Genomic DNA, 15,628 nt, shown 5'->3' with positions numbered 1-15,628 from the left:
ACTCAAAAATCTTTCCAATTTACATTATCTTTGTAAGATATGAAGAAAATTATTCCATTAGAGGATGGTGATTATTACCTAACACCTGAAGGTTATCGCTGTTTTACAGAGCAATATCTTTTAAAAAGAGGCTATTGCTGTGAAAGTGGCTGTAGACATTGCCCATATGGATTTGATAAAAAAACTTTAAAAAAAAAGTAATGTCAGCAACTATAACATCATTTCAAGATCAGATACAAGAAGGAATCCCAAGTCAACTTCCAGATTCAAAACCTTATGATCCAACTATAAATCATGCGCCAAAGCGGAAAGCTATTTTGTCTAAGGAAGAACAAAAATTAGCATTAAAAAATGCATTACGTTATTTTGACAAGTCACATCACGAAGTACTACTCCCTGAGTTCAAAAATGAATTAGACACCTACGGAAGGATATACATGTACCGTTTACGTCCAGATTACAAAATGTATGCTAGACCAATTGATGATTATCCTGCAAAATCGAAACAAGCAGCTGCAATTATGTTAATGATTCAAAACAATTTGGATTATGCTGTAGCACAACATCCACATGAGTTGATCACTTATGGTGGCAATGGAGGTGTGTTTTCTAATTGGGCTCAATATAGATTGACAATGAAATACCTTTCTGAAATGAATGATGAGCAAACACTCGCAATGTATTCTGGTCATCCTATGGGTTTATTCCCAAGTCATAAAGGAGCACCAAGAGTGGTTGTGACTAACGGAATGATGATTCCCAACTACTCAAAACCTGACGATTGGGAAAAATTTAATGCGCTTGGAGTCACACAATATGGTCAAATGACAGCTGGAAGCTTTATGTATATTGGACCTCAAGGTATTGTTCATGGAACAACAATTACAGTTTTAAATGGTTTCAGAAAAATAAAAAAAGAACCAAAAGGTAATTTATTTGTTACTTCTGGACTTGGAGGAATGTCTGGAGCACAGCCTAAAGCTGGTAACATCGCAGGATGCATTACAGTTTGTGCAGAAGTAAATCCTAAAATAACTCAAGTACGATTGGATCAAGGTTGGATAGATGAAAAAATCACTGATTTAAACCAATTAGTAGAACGAGTAAATAAAGCGAAAGCAGACAAACAAACCATATCAATAGCCTATTTAGGAAATATTGTAGATGTGTGGGAAAAATTTGATGAAGCTAATATTCATATTGATTTAGGAAGTGACCAAACCTCACTTCATAATCCATGGGCTGGAGGTTACTACCCAGTAGATATGTCTTTTGACGATGCAAATGACATGATGGCTAATCAACCTGAGGTATTTAAAACTAAAGTTCAAGAAACGTTACGTCGTCATGCAAAAGCTATAAATAAGCATACTGCTAAAGGAACCTATTTCTTTGACTACGGAAACGCCTTCCTACTTGAGGCCTCTCGTGCTGGAGCAGATGTAATGTCTGATAACCCAACTATAGGTCGCGAATTCAAATACCCAAGCTATGTTCAAGATATTATGGGACCTATGTGTTTTGATTATGGTTTTGGTCCATTTAGATGGGTTTGTGCTTCTGGAAAACCTGAAGACTTAGCTAAGACAGATGCGATTGCTTGTACTGTTCTTGAAGCCATTAAAAAGAATTCTCCTGAAGAAATTCAACAACAAATGGCAGATAATATCCAATGGATTAAAGGAGCTCGCGACAACAAATTAGTTGTTGGTTCTCAAGCAAGAATTCTATATGCAGATGCAGAAGGACGCATGAAAATTGCCCAAGCTTTTAACAACGCAATTAAAAATGGAGACGTAGAAACTGTAATTCTAGGAAGAGATCATCACGATGTTTCTGGGACAGATTCTCCATATAGAGAAACTAGTAATATCTATGATGGTTCTCGATTTACAGCTGATATGGCCATTCAAAATGTCATTGGAGATAGCTTTAGAGGAGCCACTTGGGTAAGTATCCACAATGGCGGAGGCGTTGGTTGGGGAGAAGTTATAAATGGTGGTTTTGGTATGGTTCTTGATGGTAGTATAGAAGCAGAAAAACGTTTAAAATCTATGCTCTTTTGGGATGTCAATAACGGAATTTCAAGACGTAGTTGGGCTAGAAATGAAGAAGCGGTTTTTGCTATTAAACGTGCTATGGAAAGTGAACCTAATTTAAAAGTGACGCTTCCTAACATTGTTGATGATACTTTATTGAACTCGATACATTAACTTAAATTAGAAAAGAATGAAAAAATTAATACAATTATTACCAATAGTGGTTATGACGCTCTTAATCACTTCATGCAGTTCTGTAAAAGTTGCCGCAGATTATGATAAAGAAGCAAATTTTGATAATTTCAAAACTTTTGCCTTTTTCAAAACAGGAATTGACAAAGCAGAAATTAGTGATCTTGATAAACGTAGGATTCTACGTGCTGTTGAAACTGAGCTTTTAGCACAAGGGTTTACAAAATCTGAAAACCCAGATTTACTAGTTAGTATTTTCACAAAATCTAGAGAACGTGTTAATATTTATAACAATGGCTATGGCGCTTACGGTTATGGTTGGGGCTGGAATCCTTGGTATTGGAACAACTATAACAACACATCAGTAACTACAAGAACAGAAGGAACCCTATATATCGATCTTATAGATGCTAATAAAAAAGAATTAGTTTGGCAAGGTATGGGAACTGGACTCTTAAGTAGCAGAAGCGTTGAGAAAAAAGAAGCTAAAATAAATGAATTTGTTTCTAAAATTATGGAAAAATATCCTCCAATTTTAGAAGAAAAATAAATTCCTAAGACAACAATTAAAAGCATCAACATATTAACGTTGGTGCTTTTTTTATGTTTATCTCTTACCATTTGCGCTTCATTTCTAAAAGACTATCTTTGCCGACTTTTAAGAGATGTAAATTATGATACTAGGTCAAGTTACCAGAAAAAATTTCACACAAAATCCTAAAAACGATATTCTTTCAGGATTAACCGTAGCATTAGCACTAGTTCCAGAGGCTGTTGCATTTGCATTTGTTGCAGGTATTCCACCATTAGTTGGTTTATATGGTGCCTTTATGATGGGAATTGTTACAGCTCTTTTTGGAGGTCGTCCAGGAATGATTTCTGGTGCCACAGGAGCAATGGCTGTTGTAATGGTTCATTTAATTCAAAAAGGAAACGAAGTTGGCGTAAATTTAGAAACTCCAATAGAACTACTTGGTCTACAATGGCTATTTATCACTTTACTTTTTGTTGGTGGAATTCAAATATTAGCTGGTATTTTTAAATTAGGAAAATTTGTACGTCTTATTCCACATCCAGTGATGATGGGATTTGTTAATGGATTAGCTATTGTTATTTTTCTTTCACAACTGACAATGTTTCCTAATGCAGTTCCACAAGACATTTCATTTTTAGACAATACATCTGAATGGTTTTCAGCTCTATTCTCAAATGGAACCTTTTGGAAAATGATGGCTTTTATAGGATTAACAATGGCAATCATGTTTGGTTTACCTAAACTTACAAAGAAAGTCCCTTCGGCTTTAGTTGCTATCTTAGTTGTTGCTTGTATCACTATTTTTGGAGGTATAGACGTAAGTACAGTGGGTTCTTTTGTTGTTGAAAAAGGTGGTGAAGGTATAAAAGGAGGCTTACCTACATTTCAAGATCAAATTTTTGGTCTCTTCGGAACAATAGCTGGACATTGGGATTTAATATTCTCAACTGCTTTTATTCTTGCAGCTGTAGGTTTAATTGAATCTTTAATGACATTAAACCTTATCGACGAAATGACAGAAACCAGAGGAAACGGAAACAGAGAATGTATAGCACAAGGTAGTGCCAATATGCTCAATGGATTCTTTGGAGGAATGGGTGGATGTGCTATGATTGGTCAATCCATTATTAATGTAGATTCTGGAGGTCGTGGTCGTTTATCTGGAGCTGTAGCTGCAGTTGCACTACTTTGCTTTGTATTGTTTGGTGCTCCTTTAATTGAGCAAATCCCAATTGCTGCATTGATTGGTGTTATGTTTATGGTTGTTATTGGTACGTTTGCTTGGAGTAGTTTTAGGGTTATTAGAAAAATCCCTTTATCTGATGCTATTGTACTTATTGCCGTATCTGCAATTACCGTTTGGCAAGATTTAGCAATTGCTGTTATTGCAGGTGTTATTATTTCTGCTTTAGTATTTGCATGGAAAAATGCAAAGATGATTAGAGCTCGTACTCGCATGCAACCAGATGGTACAAAAACTTATGAAATTTGGGGACCTTTGTTCTTTGGTTCTATTCAAAATTTCAATAGTAAGTTTGATGTTAAAAACGATCCGCAAAATGTAGAAATTGATTTTGTAGAATCTCGTGTAAGTGACCATTCTGCTTTAGAAGCCATCTTTAATTTAGTAAATAAATATGAAGCAGAAGGTAAATCTATAAAACTGAAACATCTTAGTGAAGATTGCAAATTATTGATGACTAAGGCTAGTCCAAAGTTTCAGGAAGTTATTATCGAAGCTATTGATGATCCTAGATATCACTTAGCAGCTGATCCTGAAAAATTTACAAAACCACTTTCAGAATATAATATATAAAAAAACAACCAGCCGATTATATTAAGTCATCGACTGGTTGTTTTTTAATTGAATTTAAAAATAGTAATTTACTATTTAGGCATATTTTTTAGATACACCTGATATTGTGAATCTGTTAAAACATTTTTCAATTTTTCATTAATATATTTTTGCAACTTAGCTTTCTTAGCACTCTTCATGCTAGAATCTGTAATAGACTCAACTCCTGCCATCTTTTTTTCTACGGAAGAAAAGATTTCATATATTTTCTTTTGTTGCGCTTCATCTAATTTGTCAGTTCTTAGCAACATATTTACAACTTCATTTGTCTTCTCTTTTGCAGATTCTTTAATTGTAGTACTAGTCGTTAAAGCTGGAGAATCTGCTTTTGATTGAGCAAAAGATAATTGACTACCAGCAAACAAGAAACAAGCGACGCTTAATATTAACAGTTTTTTCATGGTTATAGTTTAATAAATTAAAGGTTCAATATACGAAATTCAAAGAATTAAATTAAAATTTATTATTTTTTAATATTTCAATAACTGCTCAATCTTATCCTTAACTTTTTCCGTAGAAGGAATCATGGTTTCTTCTAAAATAGAATTTAAAGGTATAGCAGGCATATTCTCACTACCAATTGTCATCACTGGAGCATCTAAATATTTAAAACATTCTTCTTGTATTTTACTAGCCAATGCTCTTGCAAAACTATTGTTTGAAGGCTCTTCGGTTACTACCAAACATTTTCCGGTTTTCTTAACAGATGTCATTATGGTTGCTTCATCTAAAGGAAACAAAGTTCTTAAATCAATAATTTCTATTTGATCTCGCATTCCTAATTCTCCCGAAGCATTATAAGCCCAATGCACTCCCATTCCGTAAGTAACAATAGTCATGGTTTCAACGTCCTCTTGTTTCCAAATTTCTTGTAATACCCATGCTTTTCCAAAAGGCAACACATAATCTTCACTTGGCTCAATAGATGTTGCTCCTTTTGTACCTGGAACTTTAGACCAATACAAACCTTTATGTTCTAAAATAACAACCGGATTTGGATCATAATAGGCTGCTTTCATCAACCCTTTTAAATCGGCTCCATTACTTGGATACGCAATTTTAATTCCACGAATATTAGTGATGACACTTTCTACGGAAGACGAATGATATGGTCCACCACTTCCATAAGCACCAATTGGTACACGAAGAATCATACTTACTGGCCATTTTCCGTTAGATAAATAACAACTTCGACTTACTTCTGTAAACAACTGATTTAATCCAGGCCATATATAATCTGCAAACTGAACCTCAACAATTGGTTTTAATCCAACAGCACTCATACCAACGGTAGAACCTACAATGAAGGCTTCTTGTATTGGTGTATTAAACACGCGATCATCTCCAAATTTTTGAGCTAATGTTGCAGCTTCTCTAAAAACACCTCCAAGTCGTCCACCAACATCTTGTCCGTAAAGCAAACATTCTTTGTGTTTTTTCATCAATTCTTCAACGGCAAACAGTGCACAATCTACCATCACTACTTTTTCTGCGCCTTCTGGTGCTCTTGTTCCTTTTTCTTCGGAAATAGGCGTAGGTACAAAATCGTTAGTAAATAAATCTTCAGGCTTTGGGTCTTCTGCTTGTAATGCTTTCTCAAAGTCAGATTGCACTTTTGCTTTCGCAGAATTTTCAATGTTATCAATATCTTCCGAAGAAAATCCGTTATCCAATAATTGTTGTTTAATAACTGGATAAGGGTCACGAGAGCGTGCTTCTTCTAAGTCATCTCGATACCATTCCATTCGCACACCAGATGTATGGTGATTTAATAACGGTACTTTTGCATGCACCAAAAATGGACGACGTTCTGTTCTAATTGTATTAATAACCTTCTCAACCGCTTCATAACTTTCTATAAAGTTTGCTCCATCAATAGAAATAGCATCTAAACCATGAAACCCTTGTGCATACTCAAATGCATTTTGTGCTCTTGTTTCTGCAGCATTTGCACTAATATCCCAACCATTATCTTGAACTAAATACAAAATTGGCATTTGTTTTAGACCAGCCATTTGGAAAGCTTCAGCAATTTCACCTTCGGTTACTGATGCATCTCCTAAACTACAAACTACAAAAGGTAAATCTTTTAATGTTTTATCATCTAAACCTTGTAGTTCTTTATACTGCATTCCCATAGCAACTCCTGTTGCAGGAATAGCTTGCATACCTGTTGCAGAGGATTGATGCGGAATTTTAGGCTTATCATCATCCTTTAAACTAGGATGTGAATAATAGGTTCTTCCTGCAGAAAACGGATCGTCTTTTTTAGCTAATAATTGCAACATTAGATCATATGGTTCTAAACCAAATGACAATAACATCGCATCATCTCTATAATACGGAAACGCATAATCTTGAGGCAATAACTGCATTCCTAAAGCAATTTGAATCGCTTCATGACCTCTAGAGGTTGCATGCACGTATTTTGAAACTTGTTTAAAATTAGCTTCATATAATTCTGTCATAGCTTTTGCTGTACAGAGTTTTGAAAATCCTTTTTTTAATATGTCTTTGTTCATGTTAAATGCCTGCGAAAGCAGGTATCTTTTTATTTATACTGTTTGTCATTCAGAGCAAAGCGAAGAATCTCATATGAGATTGCTATGTCGTTTCTCTCCTCGTAATGACATTTTTATATGTCTCTATTTACATCAAATTGCTCAAAGTAATCTGCAACACGACGTACAAAGCTTCCGCCTAAAAAACCATCAACAACACGATGGTCAAATGATAAGGATAAGTACATCATACTTCTAATGGCTATTTCATCGCCTTTTTCAGTCGAGATAACTTCTGGTCGTTTTTTGATGATTCCTAAAGCAAGAATGGCAACTTCTGGCTGATTGATTATTGGAGTTCCCATAACGCTTCCGAAGGTTCCAACATTTGAAATTGTAAATGTACTACCTTGAATATCGTCTGCTTTTAAATTATTTTCTCTTGCTTTATTAGCGAGTTCATTAACATTTGCTGCCAAAGTTTTCAAGTCTTTTGCATTTGCATTTCTAACAACTGGAACAATTAAGTTACCACTTGGTAAAGCTGTGGCCATACCAATATTAATATCTTCTTTTACAATGATGTTATTTCCATCTACAGACGCATTTATATTTGGAAAATCTTTAACAGCTTTAGCTACTGCTTCTACAAATAATGGTGTGAACGTTAAGCGCTCTCCATGTTTTTCTTGGAAAGCGACTTTGTTTGCATTTCTCCAGTTGACCATGTTGGTCAAATCGGCTTCAACATAAGCAGTAACGTGTGGTGAAGTATGTTTAGAATACACCATGTGATCTGCAATCATTTGACGCATGCGATCCATTTCAATCACTTTACCTTTGCCTTTATCAAAGTTTAATTGCGGAATGCGATACGCTGTTGGATCTTGTTGTGCAACAGGTTGTGCAAACTTATACGGACGACCTTCCTCTATATATTGAAACACATCACTTTTGCGTAATCTTCCTTCATGTCCTGTTGCAGGAATTCTAGCTAATTCTTCAAAGCTGATATGATGTTCTTTGGCAATTTTTATGATTAATGGTGAAAAGAAAGTATTGCTATTTGAAACTGAAAACGACTTTGATTGAGATTCATCAACTGCGCTCGGAATGACAGTCCGCATTTTTTTAGATTTTTCGACTTTCTTTTCTTCAGGTTTAGCTTCTATTTTTTTAGTTGCCTTTTTAGATGCTGAAACTTCGCCATCGGTTTTGATGATAGCAATTGTTTCACCAATTTTGATAACATCATTAGCTTTATATAAAATCTCTTCTATAACTCCTGAAACAGTTGAAGGCACCTCTGAATCTACTTTATCTGTAGCGACTTCTAAAAGCATTTCATCCTCCTCTATAGAATCACCAACATTTTTGAACCATGTAATTATGGCTGCATCTGTAATACTTTCACCCAATTTGGGCATTTTAAATTCGAATTTCGACATATTATTATTTTCTATCATTGTAAGGACAAAGCGCGTGGCAATCTCTAGTGAGATTCATCGCTTCACTCTGAATGACATTTTTATTTCTTCATAAAATCTCTTAAAGTGTCATAGACTCCTTCTTGAATTTTCATGTTTTCTGGAATAGTCCTTAAAGGTTCTACTTGTTTTAAACTTTGGTGACAATCTGCTGGTAACTGTTGGTACAATTGTGTGCCTTTTGTTTTCCATGCTATCATTTCATCACTTACTTCTTTAATCACTTTGGCTGGATTACCAACGACTAAACTTCGTTTTGGTATTTTGGTTTCAGCTTTCACAAATGCCATTGCTCCAACAATTGATTCGTCTCCAATTTCGGCATCATCCATGATTACAGTATTCATACCAATAAGACAATTTCTGCCTAAATTTGCACCATGAATAATGGCTCCATGACCAATATGAGCGCTTTCTTTAAGCGTGATTGATTTTCCTGGAAACATATGAACCGTACAGTTTTCTTGCACGTTTACACCATCTTCTAAGACAATTTGTCCCCAATCTCCACGAATAGCAGCTCCTGGTCCAATGTAACAGTTTTTACCAATGATGACATTTCCTGTTACAGCAGCCAATGGATGCACGAAACTAGATTCGTGAACGACTGGTGTATAGCCTTTAAAACTATAAATCATATTATAATTCTTCTATTATTGAATTGCCTTTACTTTTGTCTCCTGAGGTCCATTGCCATTCTTCATGTAATCTGATTTTTCCATTAGAAACTATTTCCGGAGTAGATTTGCATACGCCTGACATTAAATCTCCATTCACATTCACCTGATGATATCTCATATTTATTTCTCCATGTTTGGAAACTAATCCTATGAGATGACCTTCTATAATTTGACCTCCAGAATATGTGGCAGTTACTATATTTTTTGTTTGCTTATAATGAAAAATAGTCTCCTCTGAAGTCTCACCATTAGCAGTGTTCTTTACAGCCTTAAATTTTTTATCATTATAATTAAACATCTATTTAAATCCTTTTAATTTTTCTTTTGTAAAATCGCTTAACACAAGTTTACCACTTGTTGCAGCACGTTCTGCTAATAAGTTATCCCAATCGTTTGTTCCTGTCCAGAATACTTTTTTCATTTCTAACATCGCCTCAACATTGTATGTACATAAATGTTCTGCTGTTGTTTTTACAGCTTCATCTAAGTCTTCTGTACTTTCGAATACTTGCGTGAATAAGCCTTTTTGTTTTGCCCATTCTGCTGGATAAAATGTATTAGCATCAATCGCTATTTGTGACATAGCACTTAATCCCATTTTGCGTTCAATTGCTGGCCCAACGACGAATGGCCCAATACCAATATTTAATTCACTCAATTTGATTGCTGCAAATTTCGAAGCCATACAATAATCTGTTGAAGCTGCAAGTCCGACTCCTCCTCCAACGGTTTTTCCTTGAATGCGTCCGATGATAAACTTCGGACATTTACGCATCGCGTTGATTACATTAGCAAATCCTGAAAAGAATACTTTTCCTGTCTCTGCATCATTGATATTGATTAATTCTTTAAAGCTTGCTCCTGCACAAAACGTTCGATCTCCTCCACTTTTTAATACGATAACTTTGATATCGTCATTTTCTCCTGCTTCTTTTATTGTATTGGCTAATTTTGCTAATACATCTCCTGGTAAGGAGTTATGTGCAGGATGGAAGAATTCTATGTAAGCTACTTCGTTTTCTATGGTTTGTTTTACGTATGGTTCTGTCATCACATTTATGTGTTCCCACGAAAGTGGGAATCTCTTTATTGTTAGTCTTAATTTTATAAATTTTCATACAGATCCTTCCAATCAGGATTTGTATTTTCTATTAATTCTATTTTCCAATCTCTATTCCATTTTTTCAAGCGTTTTTCTCTTAATTTAGCTTCATCTTTTGTTTGATATTCTTCATAATAAACGATTTTATCTAAACTATATCTTGCAGAAAAAGTTGTTGGATGTACTTTGTTTTTATGTTGATATATTCTTTTCTTTAATTTTTTTGCTTCTCCAATATATAAAACGCCATCTTTTTTATTTGTTATTATATAGATGTAATGTTTCATACTATGAATTTATTTTATCAGATTCCCACTTCCGTGGGAACTTTGAACAATTCAATCTTTTATAAAAGATTGAATTGTTCAAAGTGATGATTCAAATGTTTTCTCTCTAATAAATACGATTCGTATTTATTTAATTCACCGAATACTAGATTCTTTAATTTAGCCTCAGGATTTTCTTTAAAAAACGCTACATATTTTTCTCTTTGTGCTTTAAACTTTTCAATAGCTGTAGCTAAATCTGGATGCTTCAATGGATCTAAAGTGTCTTTTTCCAATTGTGGAAATTGAGAGTTTTTAGGAAACTTATCATAGTTCCATAAACTATTATGCACCTTCTCTAAAATCTTTTCTGGTGTTGCAATTTCAAAATCCTGAATGTCTCCTGAAGCGATTTTATAGGTGTATTCTAAATGCTCAATCATATGCTGAGGCGTCATAATTCCCCATTTAGGTTTTGCATCTTCTTTTAATGCTGAAAGACATTCGTTGATTTTATCTTCAGTCATCTCAGTAAAAACTTCTTGCTTTTTCTGAACCATAGTTAAGACCGTTGCAAAAGCGACTTTCTCATCGTTGTTAGCATCAAAAATTTCTGCATACCATTTTACAATTCCGCTAGGATGTTCTGCGGAAGCAACATCGCGATCTACTTTTTGCTTACAGGTTAATCTTACATAAATCGTATCGTTATGATATAATGGACGTAAAAATCTGCATTCTTCTAATCCGTAATTCGCAGACACTGGTCCTTTATTTGGGTATACAAATAGTCCTGCTGCTGCAGAAATAATGAAATACCCATGCGCAGTTCTTTTCTCGAAAATACTTCCATCTAAAGAGGTAATATCTGTATGTGCATAGAAATGGTCCCAAGTAATGTTTGAAAAATTAATGATGTCTGTATCTGTAAATGTACGATTGTGGGTTTTCATAGACATTCCTGGCTGAATGTCTTCCCAATGGTATTTAAATGGATGCATTTCTGCTTCCTTATATTTTGCGTTTTGTTGATAAATACCAGTAATTTCAGTTAATGTTGTTGGTGAACCTTGTATGGCTGTGCGCTGCAAATAATGTTTGATACCACGCATTCCTCCCATTTCTTCACCTCCTCCAGCACGTCCTGGACCACCATGAACTAAGTATGGCAATGGCGAACCATGACCTGTACTTTCTTTAGCCATATCTCGATTAATCACCATGATTCTTCCATGATGACTTGCAGCATTTACCACATACTCTTTGGCAATCTTATCGTCATTTGTTGCAATGGAAGACACTAATGAACCTTTACCCATTTGCGCTAAAGTAATGGCTTCGTCTAAATTTTTATAAGGCATTATTGTACTTACTGGACCAAAAGCTTCACGTTCGTGAACGATAGTATTTTCAAAAGGATGATCTGCTCGTAATAAAATCGGACTAATAAAAGCGCCTTTTTTAGCATCTGCGCCTATAGTGTTTATTTCATCTAAACTTCCATAGACAATTTGTGCTTCTTTAGCTAAATCATTTACTGAATCTCTGACTGCTTGCACTTGTTGATGACTTACCAAAGATCCCATTCTCACTTCTTTAAGTCGTGGATCTCCAATAGTTACTTTGTCTAGCGCTTTTCCGAGGGAAATTTGAACCTCTTCAACCAAATTCTCAGGCACTATAATTCTACGAATTGCAGTACATTTTTGTCCAGCTTTCACTGTCATTTCTTTTCTAACTTCTTTGATGAATAAATCAAACTCAGGAGTTCCAGGAACCGCATCTTCTCCTAAGATAGATGCATTTAAAGAATCTGCTTCCATAGTAAATGGTACTGATTCTTGAATTAATCTTGGGTGTGCTTTTAATAAACGTCCTACTCGTGCTGAACCTGTAAACGTGACGACGTCTTGAGATTCTACTGTATCTAAAATTGTTTTTACGGTTCCGTTTATGATTTGCAGAGCACCTTCTGGTAAAATACCTGAAGCTATAATTTCTTTGGCAACAGCTTCTGCTAAATAAGAAGACGAAGGTGCTGGTAAAACTACAGCAGGAACTCCAGCCATCCAGTTTACCGCACATTTTTCTAACATTCCCCAAACCGGAAAATTGAATGCATTAATATGAACAGCAACTCCTTTTTTAGGCACCATAATATGATGTGCCATAAAACGTCCACCACGAGATAAATCTATAGCGTCACCTTCTACGTGATACGGTTGATTAGGAAATAATTTACGTAATGACGCATTTGCGAATAAGTTTCCGAATCCACCCTCAATATCAATCCAACTATCTACTTTGGTTGCTCCTGTTCTATAACTTAGTTCATAAAACGCATTTTTCTTTTTGGTAAGATAAAGCGCTAAACTTTTAAGCATGTTTCCACGTTCTTGAAATGTCATTTTCCGAAGCACTTCTCCACCTTTGGTTCTTCCGTAGTTAAGAATTTCAGGAACGTCTAAACCTTCAATAGCAACACTTGTAAAAGCTTCGCCTGTAACTGCATCTAGAATTGGTGTACCTTCTTCTTTTCCTGTTGTCCATTGTCCTTGAACGTAATGTTGTATTTTATTCATCATTTTTACTTTATAGTGGATTCCTGCCTGCGCAGGAATGACAAAACTTTAATTAATCACTAACCTTAGTTAATAAGTGCGTTAGCGATTGAACGGTTTGTTTGAGCTCCTTTTTGTTTTTCTCAAAAAGAGCGAGTAGTGAAAGCGCGACCCTTGTGGTAACGCCCAAACTATATTATAAATTCACATTTTCAATAATCGCTGCATAACCTTGACCAACACCAATACACATCGTAATCAAGGCATATTTCTTGTTCTGCTCCTGCAACTCTAAAGCTGCCGAATACGCAACTCTAGCACCTGTAACACCTAGTGGATGACCAATGGCAATAGCTCCTCCATTTGGATTTAATCTTGGATCGTTATCTGCTAATCCCCAAGCTCTCGTACATGCTAAAGCTTGTGCAGCAAAAGCTTCGTTGAGTTCAATCACGTCCATATCGTCCATGGTTAATCCTGCTTTTTCTAATGCTTTATTAGAAGCTTGTACTGGACCAATTCCCATAATTCTTGGTTCTACGCCTACAACTGAAGAACTTACTATTCTTGCTAATGGCTTGAGGTTATATTTTTTCACTGCATCTTCTGATGCTATAATTGTTGCAGCTGCTCCATCATTTAATCCTGAAGAATTTCCAGCTGTTACGCTTCCGCCATCTTTTTTAAATGCTGCTCTTAGTTTCCCTAAAACTTCTAAAGAGGTTGTTGGTTTTACAAATTCATCTTTTGAAAAAAGAATAGGGTCTTTTTTACGTTGTGGAATTTCTACTGTAACGATCTCTTTCGCTAAGCGACCGTTTTCTTGTGCTTTAGTTGCCTTTTGCTGGCTCCAAAGTGCGAACTTATCTTGGTCTTCTCTTGAGATACCATATTTCTCAACTAGATTTTCAGCAGTCATTCCCATACCGTCAGTGCCATATAGTTTTTCCATTTTCGGATTGATAAAACGCCAACCAAAAGTTGAATCATACATTTTTGAGTCGCCTCCAAATCCGGTTGAAGGTTTTGCAATCACGTATGGTCCACGTGTCATGTTCTCCACACCTCCAGAGATAAATAGGTCTCCATCACCTGCTTTTATAGCGCGATTTGCGTGTATAATTGCTGACAATCCTGAGCTACATAAACGATTTACCGTTTCTCCAGGAACCGTAAATGGTAATCCTGCTAACAGAGATGACATTCTCGCAACATTACGATTGTCTTCTCCTGCTTGGTTAGCGCAACCCATAATGACATCATCATAGGCTTCTTTTGGAATGTTTGGGTTTCTTTTTACGACTTCGGAAATTACTAATGCTCCTAAATCGTCTGTTCGAACAGCAGATAGTGTGCCTTTGTAGTTTCCTATTGGTGTTCTAATTCCGTCTATTATGTATGCTTCTTTCATTTTATAAGCTCTAGTTCTTTAATAATTAAATCTGCTAATTCTTTTGCTTCAGTATAGTAAAATGTATCTGTTCTAACTTTATATTTTCTTTTCATCAACACTGTATTAGTAGCAGTATCAAATAATTTGACATAAAATAAAAATTCACACTCTTTATCTTTACAGAATTTTTTTTCTTCTTCACTAGTTGTAGTTATATCAAAAAAGCATACTATATCGTAACCTTTATTTTCAATAACTATCGTTTCTGAATTATAAAACATATCCGAATTATTCGAAACCAAAAGGTTTTCAAAAGTATAATCGGTTTTGATTTTTTCTTTCTTAGTTTTACGCTTAATCCTTTTAAAAATTAAATCATATTGATAACTCATTTCAACATGATTAGCAGCATAGAATAATATAGAATCTGGAACTAGGTAGTTTTCCATTGTATATGATTCTAGCAATTCAAAATTCCTTGAATCCTTTTCTTGTTTTTGACCAAAAACAGAATTCGTTATTATAAATAAGATAATTATCAACCTATTCATTCTTCCCAATCTTTTTGAGTTCTATAAACTACTCCTTTAAATAAGGCTACCATTTCGCCTTCTCTTTTTACTTCAATAATATTGAAACCTAATTTATTCTTTACAGTTTCTATAACAGATTCTGCAACGATATAATCGCCTTCGCATAATGCTTCAATATGGTTAATACTTGTTTCGATAGACACTGCATATTTACCATGTGTGTTTGCTGCAAATCCGAAAGCTGTATCTGCTAATGAATAACTAATTCCACCATGTGCTTTATTCATGCTGTTTAGCATTTCTTTTCTAATGGTCATTCCGACTTTACATCGTCCGATTTCACATTCTAGAATTTCTATCCCCAACCATTGACTATAAGCGTCTTGAGAAAGCATTTTGTATGGAATTTGTTCTCCTTTCATATTTTATTTTGTCATTGCGAGCCTGCCTGTCGGCAGACAGGGACGAAGGACGTGGCAATCTA

Annotated in this window: 15 protein-coding genes; 4 read left to right on the top strand and 11 right to left on the bottom strand. The window is 35.1% G+C overall.

What is annotated here, in order from left to right; all coding sequences use genetic code 11:
* The first annotated feature begins 39 nt into the window (after nucleotides 1–39).
* The 4 genes from WNY78_RS12825 (at nucleotide 40) to WNY78_RS12810 (ending at nucleotide 4,582) form a co-directional block, all read left to right on the top strand.
* Nucleotides 40–201: a DUF5522 domain-containing protein gene (locus WNY78_RS12825; RefSeq protein ID WP_342873605.1), complete on the top strand. Its 162-nt coding sequence runs from the start codon at nucleotides 40–42 to the stop codon at nucleotides 199–201.
* A complete protein-coding gene (locus WNY78_RS12820) occupies nucleotides 201–2,213 on the top strand; it encodes a urocanate hydratase (RefSeq protein ID WP_342873604.1) in 2,013 nt (670 codons plus the stop codon). Before WNY78_RS12825 ends, WNY78_RS12820 begins: the two co-directional genes overlap by 1 nt.
* A gap of 16 nt (nucleotides 2,214–2,229) precedes the next feature.
* Entirely contained in the window at nucleotides 2,230–2,781 is a 552-nt protein-coding gene (locus WNY78_RS12815; RefSeq protein ID WP_342873603.1) for a DUF4136 domain-containing protein, read from the top strand.
* 124 nt (nucleotides 2,782–2,905) lie between these two features.
* Nucleotides 2,906–4,582 (top strand): SulP family inorganic anion transporter, encoded by a 1,677-nt coding sequence (locus WNY78_RS12810; RefSeq protein ID WP_342873602.1) that lies wholly within the window; start codon nucleotides 2,906–2,908, stop codon nucleotides 4,580–4,582.
* 71 nt (nucleotides 4,583–4,653) lie between these two features.
* On the opposite strand, the gene WNY78_RS12805 is transcribed toward WNY78_RS12810, so the two are convergent.
* From WNY78_RS12805 to WNY78_RS12755, 11 genes are all read right to left on the bottom strand, one after another.
* The gene (locus tag WNY78_RS12805) at nucleotides 4,654–5,022 is read right to left on the bottom strand and encodes a hypothetical protein (protein WP_342873601.1); all 369 of its coding nucleotides are present in this window, start codon (nucleotides 5,020–5,022) and stop codon (nucleotides 4,654–4,656) included.
* A gap of 69 nt (nucleotides 5,023–5,091) precedes the next feature.
* Complete coding sequence (locus tag WNY78_RS12800; protein ID WP_342873600.1) at nucleotides 5,092–7,143, bottom strand: thiamine pyrophosphate-dependent enzyme; 2,052 nt, start codon at nucleotides 7,141–7,143, stop codon at nucleotides 5,092–5,094.
* Between the two features lie 113 nt (nucleotides 7,144–7,256).
* Nucleotides 7,257–8,570 carry a dihydrolipoamide acetyltransferase family protein gene (locus WNY78_RS12795; protein WP_342873599.1) on the bottom strand — a complete coding sequence of 438 codons (1,314 nt, stop codon included), beginning with the start codon at nucleotides 8,568–8,570 and terminating at the stop codon, nucleotides 7,257–7,259.
* Nucleotides 8,571–8,650: 80 nt separating this feature from the next.
* Nucleotides 8,651–9,247 carry a transferase hexapeptide repeat family protein gene (locus WNY78_RS12790; protein WP_342873598.1) on the bottom strand — a complete coding sequence of 199 codons (597 nt, stop codon included), beginning with the start codon at nucleotides 9,245–9,247 and terminating at the stop codon, nucleotides 8,651–8,653.
* Between the two features lies 1 nt (nucleotide 9,248).
* Nucleotides 9,249–9,587 carry a n-acetylglutamate synthase gene (locus tag WNY78_RS12785; RefSeq protein ID WP_342873597.1) on the bottom strand — a complete coding sequence of 113 codons (339 nt, stop codon included), beginning with the start codon at nucleotides 9,585–9,587 and terminating at the stop codon, nucleotides 9,249–9,251.
* On the bottom strand, nucleotides 9,588–10,340 hold the full coding sequence (locus tag WNY78_RS12780; protein WP_342873596.1) for an enoyl-CoA hydratase/isomerase family protein: 753 nt from the start codon (nucleotides 10,338–10,340) through the stop codon (nucleotides 9,588–9,590).
* A 53-nt stretch (nucleotides 10,341–10,393) separates the two neighbouring features.
* The gene (locus WNY78_RS12775; protein ID WP_342873595.1) at nucleotides 10,394–10,678 is read right to left on the bottom strand and encodes a GIY-YIG nuclease family protein; all 285 of its coding nucleotides are present in this window, start codon (nucleotides 10,676–10,678) and stop codon (nucleotides 10,394–10,396) included.
* 59 nt (nucleotides 10,679–10,737) lie between these two features.
* A complete protein-coding gene (gene paaZ / locus WNY78_RS12770) occupies nucleotides 10,738–13,239 on the bottom strand; it encodes a phenylacetic acid degradation bifunctional protein PaaZ (protein WP_342873640.1) in 2,502 nt (833 codons plus the stop codon).
* Nucleotides 13,240–13,414: 175 nt separating this feature from the next.
* Nucleotides 13,415–14,629 (bottom strand): 3-oxoadipyl-CoA thiolase, encoded by a 1,215-nt coding sequence (gene pcaF / locus WNY78_RS12765; RefSeq protein WP_342873594.1) that lies wholly within the window; start codon nucleotides 14,627–14,629, stop codon nucleotides 13,415–13,417.
* Nucleotides 14,626–15,060: a hypothetical protein gene (locus WNY78_RS12760; RefSeq protein WP_342873593.1), complete on the bottom strand. Its 435-nt coding sequence runs from the start codon at nucleotides 15,058–15,060 to the stop codon at nucleotides 14,626–14,628. The genes pcaF and WNY78_RS12760 overlap by 4 nt, the downstream gene beginning before the upstream one ends.
* A 98-nt stretch (nucleotides 15,061–15,158) precedes the next feature.
* Nucleotides 15,159–15,566, bottom strand: a complete 408-nt coding sequence (locus WNY78_RS12755) for a hotdog fold thioesterase (protein WP_342873592.1) — start codon at nucleotides 15,564–15,566, stop codon at nucleotides 15,159–15,161.
* Between the last annotated feature and the right edge of the window lie 62 nt (nucleotides 15,567–15,628).

The sequence above is a fragment of the Psychroserpens sp. AS72 genome, from assembly GCF_038900375.1.
Classification (GTDB): domain Bacteria; phylum Bacteroidota; class Bacteroidia; order Flavobacteriales; family Flavobacteriaceae; genus Psychroserpens.
Note: the sequence above shows the minus strand (reverse complement) of the source record. Positions and strands in the feature narration are given on the sequence as shown.

Bases quoted from the DNA above. Each gene is read 5' to 3' on its own strand.
- WNY78_RS12755 (WP_342873592.1), bottom strand. From the start codon at position 15,566: ATGAAAGGAGAACAAATTCCATACAAAATGCTTTCTCAAGACGCTTAT.
- WNY78_RS12825 (WP_342873605.1), top strand. From the start codon at position 40: ATGAAGAAAATTATTCCATTAGAGGATGGTGATTATTACCTAACACCT.
- paaZ (WP_342873640.1), bottom strand. From the start codon at position 13,239: ATGAATAAAATACAACATTACGTTCAAGGACAATGGACAACAGGAAAA.
- WNY78_RS12810 (WP_342873602.1), top strand. From the start codon at position 2,906: ATGATACTAGGTCAAGTTACCAGAAAAAATTTCACACAAAATCCTAAA.
- WNY78_RS12800 (WP_342873600.1), bottom strand. From the start codon at position 7,143: ATGAACAAAGACATATTAAAAAAAGGATTTTCAAAACTCTGTACAGCA.
- WNY78_RS12820 (WP_342873604.1), top strand. From the start codon at position 201: ATGTCAGCAACTATAACATCATTTCAAGATCAGATACAAGAAGGAATC.
- WNY78_RS12790 (WP_342873598.1), bottom strand. From the start codon at position 9,247: ATGATTTATAGTTTTAAAGGCTATACACCAGTCGTTCACGAATCTAGT.
- WNY78_RS12815 (WP_342873603.1), top strand. From the start codon at position 2,230: ATGAAAAAATTAATACAATTATTACCAATAGTGGTTATGACGCTCTTA.
- WNY78_RS12805 (WP_342873601.1), bottom strand. From the start codon at position 5,022: ATGAAAAAACTGTTAATATTAAGCGTCGCTTGTTTCTTGTTTGCTGGT.
- WNY78_RS12780 (WP_342873596.1), bottom strand. From the start codon at position 10,340: ATGACAGAACCATACGTAAAACAAACCATAGAAAACGAAGTAGCTTAC.
- WNY78_RS12760 (WP_342873593.1), bottom strand. From the start codon at position 15,060: ATGGAAAACTACCTAGTTCCAGATTCTATATTATTCTATGCTGCTAAT.
- WNY78_RS12795 (WP_342873599.1), bottom strand. From the start codon at position 8,570: ATGTCGAAATTCGAATTTAAAATGCCCAAATTGGGTGAAAGTATTACA.
- WNY78_RS12775 (WP_342873595.1), bottom strand. From the start codon at position 10,678: ATGAAACATTACATCTATATAATAACAAATAAAAAAGATGGCGTTTTA.
- pcaF (WP_342873594.1), bottom strand. From the start codon at position 14,629: ATGAAAGAAGCATACATAATAGACGGAATTAGAACACCAATAGGAAAC.
- WNY78_RS12785 (WP_342873597.1), bottom strand. From the start codon at position 9,587: ATGTTTAATTATAATGATAAAAAATTTAAGGCTGTAAAGAACACTGCT.